The organism is Nonomuraea ceibae (assembly GCF_019396325.1).
Lineage (GTDB): Bacteria > Actinomycetota > Actinomycetes > Streptosporangiales > Streptosporangiaceae > Nonomuraea > Nonomuraea ceibae.
This window is the reverse complement of record NZ_JAHKRO010000019.1, coordinates 59,815-79,540: the sequence shown is the minus strand read 5'-3', so window position 1 is coordinate 79,540 and position 19,726 is coordinate 59,815. Positions and strand designations below refer to the sequence as shown.

Below are 19,726 nucleotides of genomic sequence, written 5' to 3'. Positions count from 1 at the left end.
GTCCGCCGGGTGTCAGGCGAAGGCGGCCGCGTGCTCGGCGGCGAAGGCGGCCAGCGTACGGGGCGGGCGGCCGGTGAGGTCGCGGACGGCCGTGCTCAGCGACCACCAGTCCGTACGCCCCATGTCCCGCATCATGGCGGCCAGCGCGCCCGCGGCCGGCTCCGGCAGGCCCCGCGCGACCAGGTGGGCGGTCATCTCGGGCACCGGCAGGTCCACGTAGGTGACCGGCTTCCCGGCGGCGGCGCTGATCACGGCGGCGATCTCCGCGTGCGTGTACGACTCCGGCCCGGTCAGCTCGTGGACCGCCGAGGGCCCCACCGGGGCGGTCAGCAGCGCGGCGGCGACGGCCGCGACGTCGCGGGTGTCGATGTAGTTGACCCGGGCCTCCCCGTACGAGCCGTGGAAGCGGCCGTCGCGCACCTCGCCCGGCAGGTTCTGCATGAACCCGCTCGGCCGCAGGATCGCGTACGGGACGCCGCACGCCCGCAGGTGGTCGTCGATGCGCCCGTGCGGGTCGGCGCCGAGCGGCCCGCCGGGCCGGGCGCCCCGGACGGAGACGGACACGATCTGGGCCACGCCCGCCTCGGCGGCCAGGTCGACGACGGCGCGCTGGGCGTCGGCGACGCCGGGCCAGAGGGAGCTGTTGAGGAACAGCCGGTCGCCGGGGGACAGCAGCCCGCCGATCGTCTCGGGGCGCTCGAAGTCGGCCACGGCCTCCGCGCACGCGAGCCCGGCCGGGCGGCGGACGACGGCCACGACCTCCTCGCGGGGCAGCAGCCCGGTCAGGGCCCTGCCGATGGAACCGGTCGCGCCGGTGACCACGATCACGGCAACCTCCTAAGTGGACGATTGGATTCCGCTTGGACCGTACCGTAACCGGAATCGCATCGTCCACTTGTCTCCCGGTACGCTGGGCGTCGTGCGCGCGGACGCCAGGCGCAACCTGGCCAAGATCGTCGAGGCGGCGGCCTCCGTGATGGCCGAGCGCGGCACCGGAGCCCCGATGGAGCTCATCGCCCGCCGCGCGGGCGTCGGCGTCGGCACGCTCTACCGGCGCTTCCCCGACCGGGAGGCGCTCGTGGCCGCCGTGGCCGAACACTACGTCGGCTCGCTCGCCGAGGCGCTCGACCGGGCCGCCGCCGAGGCGCCCGACGCCTGGCAGGGGGTGCGCGCGTTCGCGCTGTGGGCGGCCGACCCGGGGCGCGGCGCGCTCGCCGCCGCGCTCGCCGAGCTGCCGGACGGGACGTACGAGGATCAGGACGGGTTCATCCGCGCCCGCGCCCGCTGGCTGGAGCGGCTCGACGCGCTGGTGCGCCGGGCCCAGGCCGACGGCGTCATGCGCGGCGACGTCGGCGCCGCCGACGTGGTGGCCGCGCTCAACCTGTTCGCCTGCCATCCGGAGGCGCTGCCGCCGCACGTGGCGGCCCGCCCGGACTGGTTCCTGGGCCTGATGCTCGACGGGATGACGGCCTGAGCCGGTCTTTGAGACGATTCAAAACAATCTTGACTGCCGCTATGCTGGGGCGCGTCACAGCGGCACGGCCTCGTGAGGATCAATGGGGACCAGGAGCATCAAGGAGGTCGCGGAGCTGGCGCGGGTCTCGGTCGGCACCGTGAGCAACGTGCTCAACCGGCCCGAGATCGTCTCGCCCGCCACGCGGGAGCGGGTCTTCCAGGCGATCCGCGAGCTGGGCTTCGTCCGCAACGAGGTGGCCCGCCACCTGCGCGTCGGCCGCAGCCGCACGGTCGGGCTGGTCGTGCTGGACGTGTCCAACCCGTTCTTCGCCGACGTCGCGCAGGGCGCCGAGGGCCCGGCCGACGAGCACGACACGATGGTCGTGCTGTGCAACAGCGGCGCCGACCCGGTCCGCGAGCGCCGCCATCTCGACCAGCTCGAACAGCAGCGCGTGCTCGGCATCCTCATCACCCCCGTCGACGCCGCCAGCCCCCGCCTCACCGAGCTGGCCGCCCGGGGCACGCCGGTGGTGCTGGTCGACAGCGCCGCCTCCGGCGCCCAGTGCTCGGTGGCGGTCGACGACCGGCTCGGCGGCCGGATCGCCGGGGAGCACCTGATCGAGCGTGGGCACCGGCGCATCGCGTTCATCGGCGGGCCGCCGTCGATCAAACAGGTCGCCGACCGCCACGCGGGCGTCATGAGCGCCGTCGAGGCCGCCGGCGACGGCGTCGAGCTGGTCGCGTGCGCGATGCCCACGCTGAGCTTCGACACCGGCAGGCGGGCGGGCGAGCGGCTGGCCGCGATGCCGCCCGGCGAGCGCCCCACGGCGGCCTTCTGCGCCAACGACGTGGTGGCGCTGGGGTTCCTCCAGGCCATGGCGGCCCGCGGGCTGCGGGTGCCCGCCGACATGGCCATCGTCGGCTACGACGACATCGAGTTCGCGGCGGCGGCGGCCGTGCCGCTGTCGTCGGTGCGCCAGCCGCGCGAGCTGCTCGGCCGCACCGCGATCGAGCTGCTGCTGGAGGAGGTCACCGAGTCTGAGCGGCACCGCCACCGGCAGGTCATCTTCCAGCCCGACCTGGTCGTGCGGGCGTCCAGCGAGCCGCGCAGGGGTGGGTGAGGTCCCGGCGGTTTGAGTCGATTCAACAGTCGTCTCGTGGTGACGTGCGAGGTAGCTCGCCGTCCTGGGCGGCGGTGATCATCCGAGCCCGTCATAACTCTTGGTCAGGGCCCTACACTGATCTGTATGCACACTCCCGATTGACCGGCGTCGCACGCCTTCTGAAATCCCTCGTTTCCCTAGCTCGGGAGTGCTGAGCCAACCATGATCATTGCTAGTGACATCGAACTGCGCGCCGGTTCGCGGCTGCTCATCGAGAGCGCGTCCTTCCGGGTCAACCCCGGCGACAAGATCGGTCTGGTCGGCCGCAACGGCGCCGGCAAGACCACCCTCACCAAGGTGCTGGCCGGTGAGGCGCTGCCCGCCGCGGGCGGCGTCACCACCAGCGGCAGCGTCGGCTACCTGCCGCAGGACCCGCGCACCGGCGACCTCCAGGTGCTGGCCCGCGACCGCATCCTGTCCGCCCGCGGGCTGGACGAGGTGATCCGCAAGCTGCGCCAGGCCGAGCTCGGCATGTCCTCCGCCGACGACCGCACCCGGGAGAAGGCGGTGCGGCAGTACGGTCGGCTGGAGGACCAGATGCACGTGCTGGGCGGCTACGCGGCCGAGTCGGAGGCCGCCTCCATCGCCTCCAGCCTCGGCCTGCCCGACCGCGTGCTGGGGCAGCCGCTGGAAACGCTTTCCGGCGGTCAGCGCAGGCGTGTGGAATTGGCGCGAATTCTTTTCAGCGGAGCGGAAACTCTCCTACTCGATGAGCCGACAAACCACCTAGATGCGGACTCAATCGGGTGGCTTCGTGATTTTTTGCGATCCCATCAGGGCGGCTTGGTGATCATCAGCCACGACGTCCAGCTTCTTGAAGCCACGGTCAACAAGGTCCTGCACCTGGACGCCAACCGGTGCGTCATCGACCACTACAACGTCGGCTGGAAGGCCTACCTGGCCCAGCGCGAGACCGACGAGAAGCGCCGCAAGCGCGAGCGGGCCAACGCCGAGAAGCAGGCCGGCGCGCTGCTCGCGCAGGCCGACAAGATGCGCGCCAAGGCGACCAAGGCCAAGGCCGCCCAGGACATGATGCGCCGCGCCCACCGGCTGCTGGCCGGCACCGAGGAGGAGCGCAAGGGCGACAAGGTCGCCAAGCTCCGCTTCCCCGAGCCGCAGCCGTGCGGGCGCACCCCGCTCATGGCCGAGGGCCTGTCGAAGTCGTACGGGTCCCTGGAGGTCTTCACGGACGTCGACGTGGCCATCGACCGAGGTCACCGGGTCGTCATCCTCGGGCTCAACGGCGCGGGCAAGACCACGCTGCTGCGCCTGCTCGGCGGGATCGAGGAGCCCGACACCGGCGCGATCAAGCCCGGCCACGGCCTCAAGATCGGCTATTACGCCCAGGAGCACGAGACGCTCGACGGCTCCCGCACCCTCCTGGAGAACATGCGCTCGGCGGGCGGCACGTTCACCGACACCGAGTTGCGCAAGGTTCTCGGCTCGTTCCTGTTCACCGGCGACGACGTCGACAAGCCGGCCTCGGTGCTCTCCGGTGGCGAGAAGACCCGGCTGGCGCTGGCCATCCTGGTGCTGTCGAGCGCCAACGTCCTGCTGCTCGACGAGCCCACGAACAACCTCGACCCGGTCAGCCGCGAGCAGGTTCTGGAGGCTCTGAGGTCGTATTCAGGAGCGATCGTCCTGGTTACCCATGACGAGGGTGCCGTTGATGCCCTTTCACCGGATAGGGTGATCTTGCTGCCAGACGGAACTGAAGACGCGTGGAGCGAGGAATTTTCCGATCTTGTGGCACTTGCCTGATCTTAATTTGGGTGGGTACGGATCTTTTCCCGTGGAGTAGGTAGCCGATCCCGCTGAAATGACTGATCATGGCGGAGTAACGCTGCGGAAGTCCGGCACTACAGGAGGTACTCGTGGCCGAGACACTGAAGAAGGGCACCCGGGTCACCGGGGCCGATCGTGAAAAACTGGCCGGCGATCTCAAGAAGCGCTATGCCGCGGGTGAGAGCATCCGCGCCCTGGCCGCTTCTACCGGCCGGTCCTACGGGTTCATCCACCGCATCCTGAGCGAGTCCGGCGTGACTCTGCGCGGGCGCGGCGGGGCGACCCGAGGCAAGTCCAAGCGCTGACGGCCGCCTCGGAACGTGCGTCCGCAGCCGCCCGTTCCTAGTCAGCCGCCGTCGCGCCCGAGCCAGAATCATATTCTGTAAGCTCGGGCGCGACGGTAAGCCGACGAGGGAGCAGGCGATGGCGGAAGCGAAGGCGCAACGACAGCGCGGGGGGAATGCGGAGGACGTCTCTGCCGCCACACTGGCGGAGGCCGGCCTGCGCTTCGAGGTGGACGGTGAGATAGCGACGATCACGCTGGACCGGCCGGACAAGCGGAACGCCCAGACGTCCGCGATGTGGTCGGGTCTGGCTCGCATCGGCGACAGCCTGCCGGAGCAGGTGCGCGTGGTCGTGGTGAAAGGTGAGGGACCGTCCTTCTCGGCAGGGATCGACCTGCGCATGTTCACACCTGAGGGGGTGCCCGGACAGGGCTCGTTCAGTTCGGCGGCGCGGCTCGACAGCACCTCGTTCGAGCAGCGGCTGAAGGAGGCCCAGCAGGGATTCCTGTGGCTACGCCGCCCCGAGATCGTTTCCATCGCGGCCGTGCAGGGCCACGCGATCGGCGCGGGATTCCAGCTCGCGCTCGCCTGTGACCTGCGGATCGTGGCCGACGATGTCAAGTTCTGCATGAAAGAACCCGCACTGGGGCTGGTGCCCGATCTGACCGGCACCAAGCCGCTGGTCGAGCTGGTCGGCCTGGCCAAGGCGATCGACATCTGCCTGACCGCCAGGACCGTGGAAGCCGAAGAAGCCTCGCGCATCGGCCTGGCCGAGCTGGTGGTCGCAGGGGGCGACCTGGCCGGGGCCGTACAAGACAAGATCGCGCAACTGCTGTCCACCAACCGTGACGCGGCCGCCGCGACCAAGCGACTCCTCCAGGGCGCGCGCTCGCGCACCCTGGAGGAGCAGGCCGCCGCCGAAGGCGCCGAACAGGCCCTCCGCCTGCGTGCCCTCTTCGGCGACACCTCCGCCTGACCCGCCGGCCCCCTGCGCGCCCGGCCGTCACACCCGCCTGACGCCAGGGGGACACCCTGTACGCCCCCGGGGCGCCGCCGCCGGCCCCCCACCTGGGATGACGCCCCCGCCCCGTCGTTCTTAGGGTGGGGCGCCACCCCCACTGGGTGCCACGCCGCTGGGTGGCTCGCCCCTGCTGGGGCTGCGGCGGTGTGGTCCGCGGGGGTGCCCAAGGTGGGGGGTTCTCCTGGGGTGCGGGGGGCTTCGGGGTGGGCGGTTTCGCGGTGAGCGGATGTGGGAATCGGGGGGCCGTCCGGGGGCGCTCTGCTGGGGGAGGAGGGCTGCCTGATGGCCATGATGGGCGGAGGCTTCGGGCCTCAGGTGTGGGCGTCGCTGCGACGCGACGGCGACGTGACCAAGCAGCGGCTCGCGCCGGGCACGGTGCGGCGCATCGCGGGCTACGCGCGGCCGTACACCAAGCAGATCACCGCGTTCCTGGCGCTGGTCGTGGCGGGGGCGGTGATCGTGATCGCCAATCCGCTGCTGATGAAGGCGATCATCGATGACGGCATCCTGCCGAAGCGGCCCGGCGTGGTGGTGGGGCTGGCGGTGGCGATCGCCGCGCTGGCGCTGGTGGACGCGGGGCTGACGCTGGTGCAGCGGTGGTTCTCGGCGCGCGTGGGCGAGGGGCTGATCTACGACCTGCGCACCGAGGTGTTCGACCATGTGCAGCGGATGCCGGTGGCGTTCTTCATGCGCGCGCAGACCGGCGCGCTGGTGTCGCGGCTCAACACGGACGTGATCGGCGCGCAGCGGGCGCTGACGAGCACGCTGTCGTCGGTGGTGTCCAACGTCGTCAGCCTGGTCCTGGTGCTGGGCGCGATGCTGGTGCTGTCGTGGCAGGTGACGCTGGTCGCGCTGGTGCTGCTGCCGATCTTCATCGTGCCGGCCAAGTGGGTGGGCCGCCGCATGTCGGCGCTGACCCGTGAGCAGATGCAGCTCGACGCCGAGATGAGCTCGGTGACGACCGAGCGGTTCAACGTGGCGGGCGCGACGGTGGCCAAGCTCTACGGCAGGCCGGAGGACGACGCGCGCATGTTCGGCGGCCGGGCCGCACGGGTGCGTGACGTCGGGGTGACGGTCGGCATGTACGGCACCGTGTTCCGGGTCGCGCTCGGCCTGGTGGCGGCGCTGGCGACCGCGCTGGTCTACGGCATCGGCGGCGTGCTGGCCGTGGGCGGGGTGTTCGAGCTGGGCACGCTGGTGGCGCTGGCGGCGCTGCTGATGCGCCTGTACGGGCCGCTGACCTCGCTGTCGAACGTGCACGTGGACGTGATGACGGCGCTGGTCAGCTTCGACCGCGTCTTCGAGATCCTGGACCTGAAGCCGATGGTGGCCGAGCGGCCGGACGCCCGCCCGCTGCCGGAGGGGCCGGTGACGGTCGAGTTCGACGACGTGCGCTTCCGCTACCCGGCCGCTGCGGAGGTGTCGCTGGCCTCGCTGGAGTCGGTGGCCCGGCAGGACACCGGCCCCTCCCAGCAGGTGCTCGACGGCGTGTCGTTCACTGCCAGGCCGGGGAGGCTGGTGGCGCTGGTCGGCCACTCGGGGGCGGGCAAGACGACGATCACCTCGCTGGTGTCGCGGCTCTACGACGTCAACGAGGGCGCGGTGCGGATCAACGGGATGGACGTGCGTGACGCCACGTTCGCCTCGCTGCGTGACACGATCGGCGTCGTCATGCAGGACTCGCACCTGTTCCACGACACGATCGGCGCCAACCTGCGCTACGCCCGTCCCGAGGCGGACGAGGAGGAGCTGTGGGCGGCGCTGCGGGCGGCGCAGATCGGCGACCTGGTGGAGTCGCTGCCCGACGGGCTCGACACGGTGGTGGGCGAGCGCGGCTACCGGCTGTCCGGCGGGGAGAAGCAGCGGCTGGCGCTGGCGCGGCTGCTGCTCAAGGCGCCGCGCGTGGTGGTGCTCGACGAGGCCACCGCGCACCTGGACTCGGAGTCGGAGGCGGCCGTCCAGCAGGCGCTCAAGACGGCGCTGGCGGGCCGCACGTCGCTGGTGATCGCGCACCGGCTGTCGACGATCCGGGAGGCGGACGAGATCCTGGTCGTGCACGACGGCCGCATCGCCGAGCGGGGCCGGCACGAGGAGCTGCTGGAGCGCGGCGGCCTCTACGCGGAGCTCTACCGCACCCAGTTCGCCTCGTCGGCCAGCCCGTGAGCCGGTCGCGAGTCGCATCCGGAAGGTAAAGTGTGACACCGTTTGGCGGGTGAACGTGCCATTCCCAGCTTTGCAGTCAGGCGACACCGTCGCGATCGTCTCCCCGTCGGGCCCGGCCGACGCCGCCCAGCTCCGGCGGGGCGTCGAGCGCCTGGAGGGGCTCGGCCTGAAGGTGGTCGTGGGCGCCCACGCGCTGGACCGCCAGGAGCTGCCCTATCTGGCGGGCTCCGACGCCGACCGTGCCGCCGATCTGCAGGCGGCCTGGTGCGACCCGGCGGTGTCGGTGGTGTTCTGCTCCCGGGGCGGCTACGGCGCGGCCCGGCTGCTCGGGCTGCTCGACTGGGACGCCATGCGGGCCGCCGGTCCGAAGGTGCTGGTCGGCTCCAGCGACATCACCGCGCTGCACCAGTCGTTCGGGGTCGAGCTGGGGGTGCCGACACTGCACGGCCCGATGCCGGGCGGCCTGCTGCTGGGCGGCGAGGACGGGCCGGAGGCGGCGACGTGGGAGCACCTGCGGGCGGCGCTGACCGGTACGGCTTCCGCGGTGAAGGGGGAGCTGGCGCTCGCGCCGGGCCGCGCCGAGGGCGTGCTGACGGGCGGTAACCTGTCGCTGCTGGCCTCCCTGTGCGGCACCCGCCACCAGCCGTCGTTCGCGGGCCGGATCGCGCTGCTGGAGGACATCACCGAGGAGCCCTACCGGATCGACCGGATGCTCACCCAGCTCCTGCAGTCGGGGGCGTTCGAGGGCGTGCGGGGGATCGCGCTCGGCTCCTGGGTCGACTGCGGTGACCCCTACCCGGTGCTGCGCGACCGGCTGCTCCCGCTGGGGGTGCCGATCGTGGCAGGACTGCCCGTGGGGCATGGGTCTCCCCAGATGAGTGTGTGGCTTGGGGCGCTTGGGGTTATCGATACCGAATCGTGCTCGCTGGCTGGCCCGATCGGGAACGACGAACCGGCAAGGTAGGACTCACATAGGGGACGAACCGGACATTGGGGGGATGCGGCGCGTGAACTTTTTCAAACGTGACCGGGAGCCCTCGCGCCGGGCGGTCGAGGACGTCGACCTCGACTCCCTGCTCGCCCTCGTGGCCGATTCGCTCGGCTACAGCTGCCGCTTCGCCGCCGACGGCGCGTCACTGACGCTCGGCGGCGGGCGGGAGATCCTGGTCAGGCTCACCGGCCTGCGCCGCGAGGCCGGCCGCCGGGCCCGCGAGGACTGGCCGACGCTGGTCTCCGAGCACCTGGCCGGCGCCGTGGCCGCGGCCGACGAGCTGCTCGACGTGTGCGACCTCGACCAGGTCAAGCCGCTGCTGCGGACCCGCGTCGAGGCGGTGGACGAGGTCGCCGACCTGACCCGGGTGGTGGGCCGCCACCTCAACGGCGACGCGGTGGAGCTGCTCACGGTCGGCTCCCGGCCGGTGCGCCCCGAGGAGGCCGGCTGCTGGCCGCTGCCCTCCGGGCAGGCGCTGGAGCTGGCCGTCTCCAACGTCAGGCTGGACGACAAGCTGTCGGTGGAGACCATAGAGCTGTCGGGCACCCCGGTGACCCGGCTGACCGGCCGCATCCCGGCCGCCGCGACCCATCTGCGCTGGCTGGAGGACTATCTGCCGGTGCCCGCCGACGGCGCCCTGGTCGTGCTGCCCGACCCGTACACGCTGCTCGTGCACCCGGTGGACGGGATCGGCGTGGTGCGGGCGATCGAGCGGCTGCGGCTGCACGCCGCCCGCACCGGCGGGCTCAGCCCGCAGGTGCACTGGTGGCACGAGGGGCGGCTGACCCTCATCCGGGCCGACATCGTGCGGCAGCAGGGGCAGACCAGGCTGGTCGTGGCCCCGCCGCCGGAGTTCGCGCGGGTGCTGGCCCGGCTGGCCGTCTAGGGCTCGCGCGGCATCTCGTTCAGCGCCCGGGGCTCCACGCGCGGGTCGCCGCTGAGGGCGCGGGCCGCGTGGATGAGAGGGACGTGCGAGAACGCCTGCGGGAAGTTGCCCACCAGCCGGTCGTAGCGCGGGTCGTACTCCTCGGCGAGCAGGCCGAGGTCGTTGCGCAGCGCCAGCAGCCGGTCGAACAGCGCGCACGCCTCGTCGCGGCGGCCCTGCATGGCCATCACCTCCACCAGCCAGAAGCTGCACGCCAGGAACGCGCCCTCGCCGCCCGGCAGCCCGTCGACGTCGTTGTCCTCGGCCACGGGGTAGCGCAGCACGAACCCGTCGGACATCAGCTCCTTCTCGATGGCGGCCACGGTGCCGATCATGCGCGGGTCGTCCGGCGGCAGGAAGCCGATGATCGGCATGAGCAGCAGCGAGGCGTCCAGCTCGTGCGAGCCGTAGGACTGGGTGAAGGTGTTGCGGCCGGGGTCGTAGCCCTTGTCGCAGATCTCCGCGTGCACCTTGTCGCGCAGCGCCCGCCACCGGTCGACGGGGCCGGTGCGGCCGAAGTTCTCGACGTACTTGACGGCCCGGTCGAGGGCCGCCCAGCACATCATCTTGGAATGCACGAAGTGGCGGCGCGGGCCGCGGACCTCCCACAGCCCCTCGTCCGGCTCGTCCCAGTGCTCCTCGACGTAGTTGAGCAGCTCGCGCTGGACGGCCCAGCCCCGGTCGTCGGGGGCCAGGCCGGAGGCGCGCGAGAGGTAGAGGCAGCTCATCACCTCGCCGTAGACGTCGAGCTGGAGCTGGTTGACCGCCTGGTTGCCGATGCGGACCGGCCGGGAGCGCTCGTAGCCCTCCAGCCAGTCGAGCTCCAGCTCCGGCAGCCGGCGCTCGCCCGCGACCCCGTACATGATCTGGAGGTCCTGGGGGCGGCCGGCGATCGCGCGCAGCAGCCACGACCGCCAGGCGCCGGCCTCCTCCAGGTAGCCGGAGCCGATCAGGGCGTCGAGCGTCAGCGTCGCGTCGCGCAGCCAGCAGAAGCGGTAGTCCCAGTTGCGCACGCCGCCCAGGTCCTCGGGCAGCGAGGTGGTGGGGGCGGCCACGATGCCGCCGGTGGGGGCGTAGGTGAGGGCCTTCAGCGTGATCAGGGAGCGGACCACGGCCTCCCGCCAGGGGCCGTCGTAGGTGCACCGCGACACCCACTCGGCCCACATGGCCTCGGTCTCGGCGAGCTGGTTCTCGCAGTGGATCTGCGGCGGCATCGGCTCGTGCGAGGGGTGCCAGGTGAACACGAACGGCAGCCGGTCGCCCTCCTTGACCTCGAACGTGGCCACGTGGGCGTAGTCGCCGCCCTTGAGCGGCACCGGGGAGTGGAGCCAGACCGAGTCGGGGCCGCCGACCGCCTGGAGGTGGCCGTCGGTGCGGCGCATCCACGGCACGATCCGCCCGTAGTCGAAGCGCACCCGCAGCTGCGTGGACATCTCCACGGTGCCGGACACGCCCTCCACGATGCGCACCACGTCGGGGTTGACGTCACGCGCCGGCATGAAGTCGATCACCCGGACGGTGCCGGTGGGGGTGTCCCACTCGCTCTCCAGGATGAGCGTCTCGGGCCGGTAGCGGCGCCGGTCGGCCGGCCTGCGCCCGGTCGGCCCCAGCCACCAGTGGCCGTTGCGGTCGCTGCCGAGCAGGGCCGCGAAGCAGGCGGGGGAGTCGAACCTGGGCAGGCAGAGCCAGTCGATGGAGCCGTCCCTGCCGACCAGGGCGGCCGACTGCATGTCACCGATGAGCGCGTAGTCCTCGATCCGCATGTCTCGACGCTACACGCGCCGGGGCCGGTCATGTCGCGTCATGACCGGCCCCGGGGCGCGGTCACCGCAGCGGGAACCACCGGGTGAAGACCTGGGTCAGCGGGCCCACGGCGAGGGCGAACAGCAGGGTGCCGAGCCCGACCGTGCCGCCCAGCAGCCAGCCCGCCGCCAGCACGGTGATCTCGATGAGGAAGCGGCTCAGCCGGACCGACAGGCCGAGCCGGACCAGGCCGGTCATGACGCCGTCGCGCGGGCCCGCGCCCATCCCGGCGCTGATGTAGAGCACGGTGGCCAGCGCGATCGACGAGACGCCGAGCGCCACGTAGAGCCAGCCGAGCACCGGGTTGCCCGAGGAGGGGAGCAGCAGGATGGCGGCGTCGGCGAAGAGCCCCACGAAGATCACGTTGCTGATCGTGCCGAGGCCCGGCCGCTGCCGCAGCGGGATCCAGGCGAGCATCACGACCGCGCCGACGATGATGATGACGGTCCCGATGCTGAGGCCGGTCCAGCGGGCCACGCCCTGGTGGAAGACGTCCCACGGGCCGTTGCCGAGGCCGGACTCGACCTGGAGGCCGATGCCGGTGCCGTACAGGGCCAGGCCGCCGTAGAGCCGCAGCAGGCGCAGGGGCAGGGGCAGGGAGCCGATCGGGGTGACAGTCGCTTCGCTCATGATGGACCCAGAGTGGCACGCTCCCGGTTTGCCCTTACAGGGCCAATCAGGAAAAGTGGCCTTATGAAGCATCTGTCGGCTCAGCAGGTGGCCCGGCTCGCCGACGTCCCACCGGACGCCCGGCCCTACTACCGGGCGCTCGCCGACGCCGTGCGCGCCCTCGTGATGGACGGCCGCATCCCGGTCCGCGTGCGCATGCCCGCCGAACGGCACCTGGCCGGCACGCTCCAGGTCAGCCGCACCACCGTGACCGCCGCCTACGACCTGCTGCGCGAGCGCGGCTACCTGGAGAGCCGGCAGGGCTCGGGAAGCTGGACCGCGCTGCCCGACCCCGCCGTGTCGTCCGACAACCCGTGGCTGGCCGTCGACGACGGCGGCCTCATCCAGATGCACGCCGCCGCCCCGCCCGCGCCCTCCGCGCTGCGCGAGGTGATGGCCGCCGCCGTCGACGACCTGCCCCGCTACGGCATGGGCAACGGCTACCACGCGCTCGGCCTGCCCGTGCTGCGCGAGCGGATCGCCGCCTACTACACCGGGCGCGGCCTGGCCACCCGGCCGGAGCAGATCCTCATCACCACCGGCTCGCAGAACGCCATCCAGCTCGTCCTCGGCGTGCTGACCGGGCCGGGCGACCCCGTCGTGGTCGAGTCGCCCACCTACCCGCACGCCATCGACGCCGTCCGCCTGCGCGGCGCCCGGATCGTCCCCGTCGGCGTCACCCACGAGGGCTGGCAGCCCGACCTCGTCGCCGCCGCCATGCGCCAGCCGGCCGCCCGCCTCGCCTACCTGATGCCCGACTTCCAGAACCCCACCGGCGCGCTCATGGACGACGCCACCCGCGCCGCGCTCACCGGCGCCGCCCGGCGCTGCGGCACCACGCTGCTCGTCGACGAGACGTGGGCCGAGCTGGCCCTGGACGACGTGCCCCGCACCGCCCCCATGGCGGCCTTCGACACCGACGGCCGGGTGATCAGCATCGGGTCGGCGTCCAAGCTGTGGTGGGGCGGGCTGCGCATCGGCTGGATCCGCACCACCGCCGCGCTGGCCCGGCGCATGGCGCTGCACCGCGCCGCCGCCGACATCGCCAGCCCGGTGCTCGAACAGCTCGTCGTCGCGCGGCTGTTCGACCGGCTGGAGGAGACCAGGGCCGAACGCCGCCGCGCCCTGCGCGCCTCCCGCGACGCCCTGGTCACCGCGCTGCGCACGCACCTGCCCGAGTGGGAGTTCGCGGTGCCGCGCGGCGGCGGCACGCTGTGGATCCGGCTCGGCTCCGGCTCCGCCGTCTCCCTCGCCGAGGCGGCCGCCGGTCATGGCGTACGGATCGCGCCCGGCCCCTGGTTCGGTCTGGAGGGCACGCTGGAGGGTTACCTGCGGCTGCCCTACACGCTGCCGCCCGCGCTCCTGCGGGAGGCGGTCACCCGCGTCGCCGCCGCCCACAGGCACGGCCCGATCGGCCCCGCCCGGGTCCCCGACTCCCTCAGCCCGATGGTGTGAGCGGCGTCATTCGGTGATCCCCCTGGCGAGGGGCGCGCGCCAGTTGAGGCGCATGGCGGCGATCCGCAGCACGAAGGCGAGGACGGCCGCGCCCAGCGTGGCCGGCCAGCCGTGCAGGCCGAGCTCCGACAGGATCGCCATCGCCGCCGAGCCCAGCAGGGCGGGCAGCGCGTACAGCTGCCGGTCGTACAGGAGGGTGGGGATCTCGCCGGCCAGGACGTCGCGCAGCATGCCGCCGCCCACCGCCGTGACGACGCCCAGCAGGGCGGCGTGCAGCGGGCTCAGCCCGTACTCCAGGGCCTTGGCCGTGCCGACGGCGCAGAACAGGCCGAGGCCGGCGGCGTCGAGCACGAGGATCGCGGGCATGACGCGGGCCACGTGCGGGTGCCAGAAGTAGACCACGGCCGTGGCCACGACCGGCACCAGCACGTAGCCGAGGCTCTGGAACGCGGCGGGCCGCACGTTGAGCACCAGGTCGCGCACGATGCCGCCGCCCAGCGCGGTCATCTCGGCGAGCACCGCCATGCCGACCACGTCGAGCCGCTTGCGCACGCCCATGAGGGCGCCCGACAGCGCGAAGACGAAGATGCCGGCGAGATCGAGAAGTTCTGACACGTTGGCAATGTCTACAGGATGTCCGCGCGACGGCTAGCGGATGGGGGGCATGGCGGGCACGTGGTGCTCGGCCATCAGCGCGCGCAGCTTGCGGGTGAACATGAACAGCGCCAGCCCGGCGACGATCGCCAGCGCCGCCAGCAGCAGGTAGTAGGCGGGCTCGGACATCACGTTGCCGAGCCGCCCGGTCTGCCCGCCGACGGCGTCGCCCACCGACACCGCGATGAACCACACGCCGAGCATCTGCCCCTTGAACGCCTGCGGCGCCAGCTTGGTGGTGACCGAGAGGCCGACCGGGCTGAGCGACAGCTCGCCGAACACCTGCACCAGGTAGACCAGCACCAGCCACCAGACCGACACCCGGCCGCTCTGCGCCAGCGACGCCGCCAGCGCCATGATGACGAAGCTGAGCCCCACCATGACCAGCGCGAAGGCGAACTTCTGCGGCGTGCTGACCCGGTTGCCCAGCTTGACCCAGAGCGCCGCGAACACCGGCACGAAGATCATGATGAACAGCGGGTTGAACGACTGAGTGGTCGCCGCCTGGATCGGCACCCCGAACAGCGACAGGTCGGTGTTGTTCTGCGCGAAGAACAGCAGCTTGCTCGGCGCCAGGTCGTAGATCATCCAGAAGATGGCGGCGGCGATGAACAGCCAGATGTACGCCTTCATCCTGGACCGCTCGTCCTCGGTCAGGTCGTGGCTGCCGAGCATGATGTAGCCGAAGTAGACGACGGGCACGGCCAGGATCACGACCGTCACCACGAGCGTGAACCGGCTGAGCGTGAACGTGCCGGTCGCCGCCCACGCGCCCAGCGCCACGGCCGCGACCGCCACCGCCGCGCAGGTCATCAGGCCGAAGCGGCGCAGCTCGGCGGGCGACAGCGGCATGCCCGGCCGCTCGCCGACGCCGCGCAGGCTGCGGCGGCCGCCCCAGGCGTACTGCGCCAGGCCCAGCGCCATGCCGACCGCCGCCGCGCTGAAGCCCAGGTGCCACCGGTCGCCGGCGGCCAGCCAGCCCACCACGATCGGGGCGAAGAACGCGCCCAGGTTGATGCCCAGGTAGAACAGTGAGAACCCGGCGTCGCGGCGCGCGTCGGCGTCGTCGGGGTAGAGCTTGCCCACCATGACGGAGATGTTCGGCTTGAGCAGGCCGGTGCCCGCGATGATCAGCAGCAGGCCGAGCCACACGAAGATCGGCCCCTGGACCGGGATGGCCATGCTGATGTGGCCGCACATGATGACGAACCCGCCCCAGAACACCGACCGGCGCGGCCCGAGGATCCGGTCGGCGATCCAGCCGCCGGGCAGCGCCACCAGGTAGATCAGCGCGCCGTAGACGCCGACGACCGCCTGGGCGGTCTCCTCGGTCATGCCGAGCCCCTGGTTGGCGGGGGAGGCCACCATGAACGTCGCCAGGATGGCACGCAGTCCGTACCAGCTGAACCGCTCCCACATCTCGGTGCCGAACAACGTCGCCAGGGCCCACGGGTGACCGAAGAACGTCCTGCCGCCGTTACTCATCCGTGCCCCCGATGGTCACTCAAAGCGTGTGAAAGATTACTCTACGTCACAGATGTGCCAGACCCTTGCCGCTACCCGCGCGGTGTGGTGCGATGCATGCCAAATGTGTAAGTGGTCGCTGACTGGAGGCCCGCGCCATGGCAGAAGTCCTCGAAGTCCGGGCGGAGATCGAGCGGCTCATCGCCGGCCGCACCGTGTGCGAGCAGCTCCGACAGGTCGCCGAAAGCCACCCCGACGCCCCCGCCTACTCCGATCCCGTCGAGGGCCCGGCCGGCGGCTGGGCCACGCTCACCTACGCCGAGGCGCGCGGCCGCGTGCTGGAGATCGCCGCCGCCTTCGCCGCGCTCGGGCTGGAGCCCGGTGACTCGGTCGCGCTGATGATGGTCAACCGCAGCGAGCACGTGCTGGCCGACCTGGGCGCCGTGCACGCGGGCGGCGTCGGCTGCACCGTCTACTCCACGTTCGCGCCCGACCAGATCGCCTTCGTCGCCGGCGACGTCGGCGCCCGCTACGCGGTGCTCGGCGGCCCCGCCGAGCTCGCCCGCTGGGAGCCCGTCCTGGACCGGCTGCCCGGCCTCCGCACGATCATCATGCTGGAGGGGGCGCCCGACGGCGACCGGTTCATGTCCTGGCGGGACTTCCTCGACCTGGGCCGCGCCCGCCTGGCCGAGGACCCCGCCACCGTCGAGGCCCGCTGGCGGGCCGTCACCCCCGCCGACGTCGCCACCGTCCTCTACACCTCGGGCACCACCGGCATGCCCAAGGGCGTGCCGCTCAGCCACACCAACATCTTCTACGAGGTCGAGTCCACCGACCGGATGGCCTCGCTGCCGCTGCTCGGCACCCAGATCTCCTACCTCACCTACGCGCACATCGCCGAGCGCGTCCTCAGCCTCTACCTGCCGCTGGTCAAGGTCTCCCACGTGCACTTCTGCACCGACCTCGCCAACCTCGGCGCCACGCTCGGCCAGGTCAGGCCGATGCTGTTCTTCGGCGTGCCCCGCGTGTGGGAGAAGATGATGGCCCGCCTCCTGGCCGTCCTGGCCACCCAGCCCGAGGAGCAGCAGGAGGCCGTACGGCAGGCCATGGCGGCCGGCGTCGCCTACGTCGAGGCCGGGCAGTACGGCGCCACCCTCACCCCCGAGATCGAGGCCGCGTACGAGAAGGCCGACGCCTCGCTCCTGTCGGTCATCCGCGGCATGATCGGCTTCGACCGCGCCCAGTGGACCGCCACCGGCGCCGCCCCGCTCGCCGGCGAGGTCCAGCGCTTCTACGCCGGGCTCGGGCTCAAGGTCATCGACGTGTACGGGATGACCGAGACGACGGGGGCGTTCACCGGCAACGGCCCTGCCTGCTACCGCCTCGGCACCGTCGGCCGCGCCGAGCCCGGCGTCGAGGTGCGCATCGCCGGCGACGGCGAGCTCCTCACCCGCAGCCCGCTCAACACCACCGGCTACCTCGGCCGCCCGGAGGCCACCGCCGAGCTCATCGACGCCGACGGCTGGCTGCACACCGGCGACATCGGCACCGTCGACGCCGACGGCTTCTACCGGGTCGTCGACCGCAAGAAGGAGCTGATCATCACCGCCGGGGGCGAGAACATCTCCCCGGCCGAGATCGAGAACCACCTCAAGGAGCACCCCCTCATCGGCCAGGCCCTCGCCTACGGCGACAACCGGCCGCACCCGGTGGCCGTGCTCACCCTCGACGGCGAGGTCGCGCCCGGCTGGGCGCAGGCGCGCGGCATCGCGTTCGCCACGCTCGCCGACCTGGCCGCCCACCCCGACGTGCTCAAGGAGGTCGAGACGGCCGTCGAGGCCGCCAACGCCAAGCTCGCCCGGGTCCAGCAGGTCAAGCGGTGGGCGCTGCTCGGCGCCGAGTGGACCGCCGAGACCGAGGAGCTGACGCCCAGCCTCAAGCTCAAGCGGCGGGTGGTCCACGCCAAGTACGCCGACCTCATCGCCGGGCTGTACGACTCCTGACCTTTTGCCATCGGTTGCCATCGGGGGCGTGTGTCGTGGTCCAGGTCATGACCGGGCGGTTCGTACCGTCTTGATCATGACCAGAAGCCTTCTTCTCGTCTCGCTCGCGGCGGGTGCGCTCACGGTGCCCGCACCGGCGTCCTCCGCCGCGACCGAGCTCGCCATCCGGGAGATCACCGTACGGCCGGCCGCTCCGGTGGTCGGGGCCGGCGACTCCGTCCGCCTGGTGATCGACGTGGTCGCCAAGGGGGTGCGGGGGCGCGACGGGGTGACCGTCACGGTCGAGCCCGGCTCGCCGCCCGCCGGCGCGGAGCGCCCGTCGCCGCCCGGCCGGCCCCGCGTCCTCGCCCCGGACGAGAACGTCACCGAAGGCGGCGCCGACGCCCTGCCACCGGCGCAGGCCGTACAGGAGAACCCGGCCCGGCCCGGCACAGCGGACGGCACATCTAACGGCGTGGCTAACGGCGCGGCGGACCGGGGGGCGGACGGCGCGGATGCGGCGCGGCCCGGCGAGGGCGCCGGCCGGCCGGCGACGGAGGCCGGGCGGCCCGGCGGGGAGGCCGGGGGGCCCGGGGCGGACGCCGTCCGGTCGGGGGCCGAGGCGGTGCGCTCGGCCGCCGAGACCGTGCGGACGGCGGCGGGCGCGTTCCGGCCGCAGGTGGTGCGCGAAGAGGGCGCAGAGGGGCGGCCCGGGGTGCCGGTGCGGCTGGTGTGGCGGCTGGCGCCGAGCCCGATGCGGATGAGCGGCGGCTGGCAGACCTGGCGCTTCCTGCCGGACAAGGAGCTGACCCGCTTCTACCCGGCCGGCACCTGGACGATCACCGCGACGGCCAAGGGCGCGCAGGGCGCGAGCGTGACCGCGTACGAGACGTTCCAGCTCAGGCGGGAGACGCGGCTGTCGGACGTCGCGGTGGAGCGGTCCCGCCACGCCGAGGGGGTGCGGCTGCACGGCTCGCTGAAGAGGGCCGACGCGCGCGGCCTGACCGGGCTCTCGCCGTTCGGCGGGCAGCGGGTGGAGCTCCTGTGGCGGCAGAGCCCGTCCGGCGAGTGGGCGCACGCCGGGTACGTCACCACGGACGCCAAGGGCTCGTTCACGCACACGGTGCGCGACCGGACGGGCGGCTTCTGGCGGGTGCGGTACGCGGGCACCGGCCACTACGCGCCTGACCAGTCCAAAATCCACGAAATCGCAGGATAAAAGCCCTAATACAACTCCATAAACGACATCACCGGAATTGGTGTTGCGAAATTGTGATCGTCCGTTTCGCAACCTTTCTTTACCCTTACGCGTCATTGGACGGTGACGTGTGCCGTCCCGGCGCGCGTTCCATACGGGGAAGGAAGTCAGTTTCATGATGCGACGACTCGCCGCCGGAGTGGCGGCGGCCGCCATGGGCGCCACCGTGCTCGCGGGAGCGGCCGCGCCCGCGATGGCCGACCCCGGCTACGACAGTGGCCAGACCCGGCTCGACCTCGACGTCAACCCCGAGCCCGCCTGGCGCGGCAAGCCGCTGACCGTCGAGGGCAAGCTGTCCGTGCACTGCGACGAGGACTTCGCCAGCGGCCTCGTCGTGGTCCTGCACGACAACCGCTGCAAGGAAGGCAGCTGGCACCGGCTCGGCTGGAAGCGGATCGTCATCCTCTTCAAGCCGTCCTACAGCGGCCGCTGGGAGTACGTCGACACGCTGAAGACCGGCCGCGACGGCTACTTCCACACCCGGGTCGAGGCCCGCTCGTCCGGGACCTGGCGGGCGGTCTTCGAGGGCTCGCGCCACCTGGAGCCGTCGTCCGACACCGACTGGGTCAAGGTCTACGGCCGCCACCACCACCGCTAGCCGATCACGCGGACGCCCGGCCCCTCACACGCGAGGGACCGGGCGTTCGCCGTCGT

17 protein-coding genes are annotated in these 19,726 nt (G+C 72.3%); 12 read left to right on the top strand and 5 right to left on the bottom strand.

The features are described from left to right. Positions 1–12 precede the first annotated feature (12 nt). On the bottom strand, positions 13–828 hold the full coding sequence (locus tag KME80_RS15635) for an NAD(P)H-binding protein (protein WP_219505682.1): 816 nt from the start codon (positions 826–828) through the stop codon (positions 13–15). A 67-nt stretch (positions 829–895) separates the two neighbouring features. Here KME80_RS15635 and KME80_RS15630 point away from each other — a divergent pair, with 67 nt between their 5' ends. The 8 genes from KME80_RS15630 to KME80_RS15595 all read left to right on the top strand — a co-directional run bounded on the left by KME80_RS15630 (position 896) and on the right by KME80_RS15595 (position 9,748). Beyond that, entirely contained in the window at positions 896–1,474 is a 579-nt protein-coding gene (locus KME80_RS15630) for a TetR/AcrR family transcriptional regulator (protein WP_246645014.1), read from the top strand. Positions 1,475–1,556: 82 nt separating this feature from the next. Beyond that, complete coding sequence (locus KME80_RS15625) at positions 1,557–2,576, top strand: LacI family DNA-binding transcriptional regulator (RefSeq protein ID WP_219505680.1); 1,020 nt, start codon at positions 1,557–1,559, stop codon at positions 2,574–2,576. Between the two features lie 204 nt (positions 2,577–2,780). Further along, a complete protein-coding gene (locus tag KME80_RS15620; RefSeq protein WP_219505678.1) occupies positions 2,781–4,379 on the top strand; it encodes an ABC-F family ATP-binding cassette domain-containing protein in 1,599 nt (532 codons plus the stop codon). A 113-nt stretch (positions 4,380–4,492) separates the two neighbouring features. Next, positions 4,493–4,708: a helix-turn-helix domain-containing protein gene (locus tag KME80_RS15615; protein ID WP_020547488.1), complete on the top strand. Its 216-nt coding sequence runs from the start codon at positions 4,493–4,495 to the stop codon at positions 4,706–4,708. Between the two features lie 118 nt (positions 4,709–4,826). Further along, the gene (locus tag KME80_RS15610) at positions 4,827–5,663 is read left to right on the top strand and encodes an enoyl-CoA hydratase/isomerase family protein (protein ID WP_219505677.1); all 837 of its coding nucleotides are present in this window, start codon (positions 4,827–4,829) and stop codon (positions 5,661–5,663) included. Between the two features lie 327 nt (positions 5,664–5,990). After that, positions 5,991–7,871, top strand: coding sequence for an ABC transporter ATP-binding protein (locus KME80_RS15605; RefSeq protein ID WP_219505675.1), 1,881 nt, complete (start codon positions 5,991–5,993; stop codon positions 7,869–7,871). A 49-nt stretch (positions 7,872–7,920) separates the two neighbouring features. Next, positions 7,921–8,835, top strand: coding sequence for a S66 peptidase family protein (locus KME80_RS15600; protein WP_219505673.1), 915 nt, complete (start codon positions 7,921–7,923; stop codon positions 8,833–8,835). A gap of 43 nt (positions 8,836–8,878) precedes the next feature. Further along, positions 8,879–9,748, top strand: coding sequence for a hypothetical protein (locus KME80_RS15595; RefSeq protein ID WP_219505671.1), 870 nt, complete (start codon positions 8,879–8,881; stop codon positions 9,746–9,748). On the opposite strand, the gene KME80_RS15590 is transcribed toward KME80_RS15595, so the two are convergent. Together KME80_RS15590 and yczE are read right to left on the bottom strand one after the other, a co-directional pair. Continuing rightward, positions 9,745–11,550: a glycoside hydrolase family 15 protein gene (locus tag KME80_RS15590; RefSeq protein WP_219505669.1), complete on the bottom strand. Its 1,806-nt coding sequence runs from the start codon at positions 11,548–11,550 to the stop codon at positions 9,745–9,747. The genes KME80_RS15595 and KME80_RS15590 overlap by 4 nt on opposite strands. A 61-nt stretch (positions 11,551–11,611) precedes the next feature. After that, positions 11,612–12,220, bottom strand: a complete 609-nt coding sequence (gene yczE / locus KME80_RS15585; protein WP_219505667.1) for a membrane protein YczE — start codon at positions 12,218–12,220, stop codon at positions 11,612–11,614. 63 nt (positions 12,221–12,283) lie between these two features. Here yczE and yczR point away from each other — a divergent pair, with 63 nt between their 5' ends. Further along, positions 12,284–13,714: a MocR-like transcription factor YczR gene (gene yczR / locus KME80_RS15580; protein WP_219505665.1), complete on the top strand. Its 1,431-nt coding sequence runs from the start codon at positions 12,284–12,286 to the stop codon at positions 13,712–13,714. A gap of 6 nt (positions 13,715–13,720) precedes the next feature. Here the strand turns inward: yczR and KME80_RS15575 are convergent, their stop codons facing one another. Together KME80_RS15575 and KME80_RS15570 are read right to left on the bottom strand one after the other, a co-directional pair. Continuing rightward, positions 13,721–14,329, bottom strand: a complete 609-nt coding sequence (locus KME80_RS15575; RefSeq protein WP_219505662.1) for a trimeric intracellular cation channel family protein — start codon at positions 14,327–14,329, stop codon at positions 13,721–13,723. A gap of 33 nt (positions 14,330–14,362) precedes the next feature. After that, on the bottom strand, positions 14,363–15,853 hold the full coding sequence (locus tag KME80_RS15570) for a peptide MFS transporter (protein ID WP_219505660.1): 1,491 nt from the start codon (positions 15,851–15,853) through the stop codon (positions 14,363–14,365). Between the two features lie 137 nt (positions 15,854–15,990). Here KME80_RS15570 and KME80_RS15565 point away from each other — a divergent pair, with 137 nt between their 5' ends. From KME80_RS15565 to KME80_RS15555, 3 genes are all read left to right on the top strand, one after another. Further along, the gene (locus KME80_RS15565) at positions 15,991–17,835 is read left to right on the top strand and encodes an AMP-dependent synthetase/ligase (protein WP_219505658.1); all 1,845 of its coding nucleotides are present in this window, start codon (positions 15,991–15,993) and stop codon (positions 17,833–17,835) included. A 76-nt stretch (positions 17,836–17,911) separates the two neighbouring features. After that, the gene (locus tag KME80_RS15560; protein WP_219505656.1) at positions 17,912–19,033 is read left to right on the top strand and encodes a hypothetical protein; all 1,122 of its coding nucleotides are present in this window, start codon (positions 17,912–17,914) and stop codon (positions 19,031–19,033) included. A 154-nt stretch (positions 19,034–19,187) separates the two neighbouring features. Next, entirely contained in the window at positions 19,188–19,670 is a 483-nt protein-coding gene (locus tag KME80_RS15555; RefSeq protein ID WP_219505654.1) for a hypothetical protein, read from the top strand. Positions 19,671–19,726: the final 56 nt, after the last annotated feature.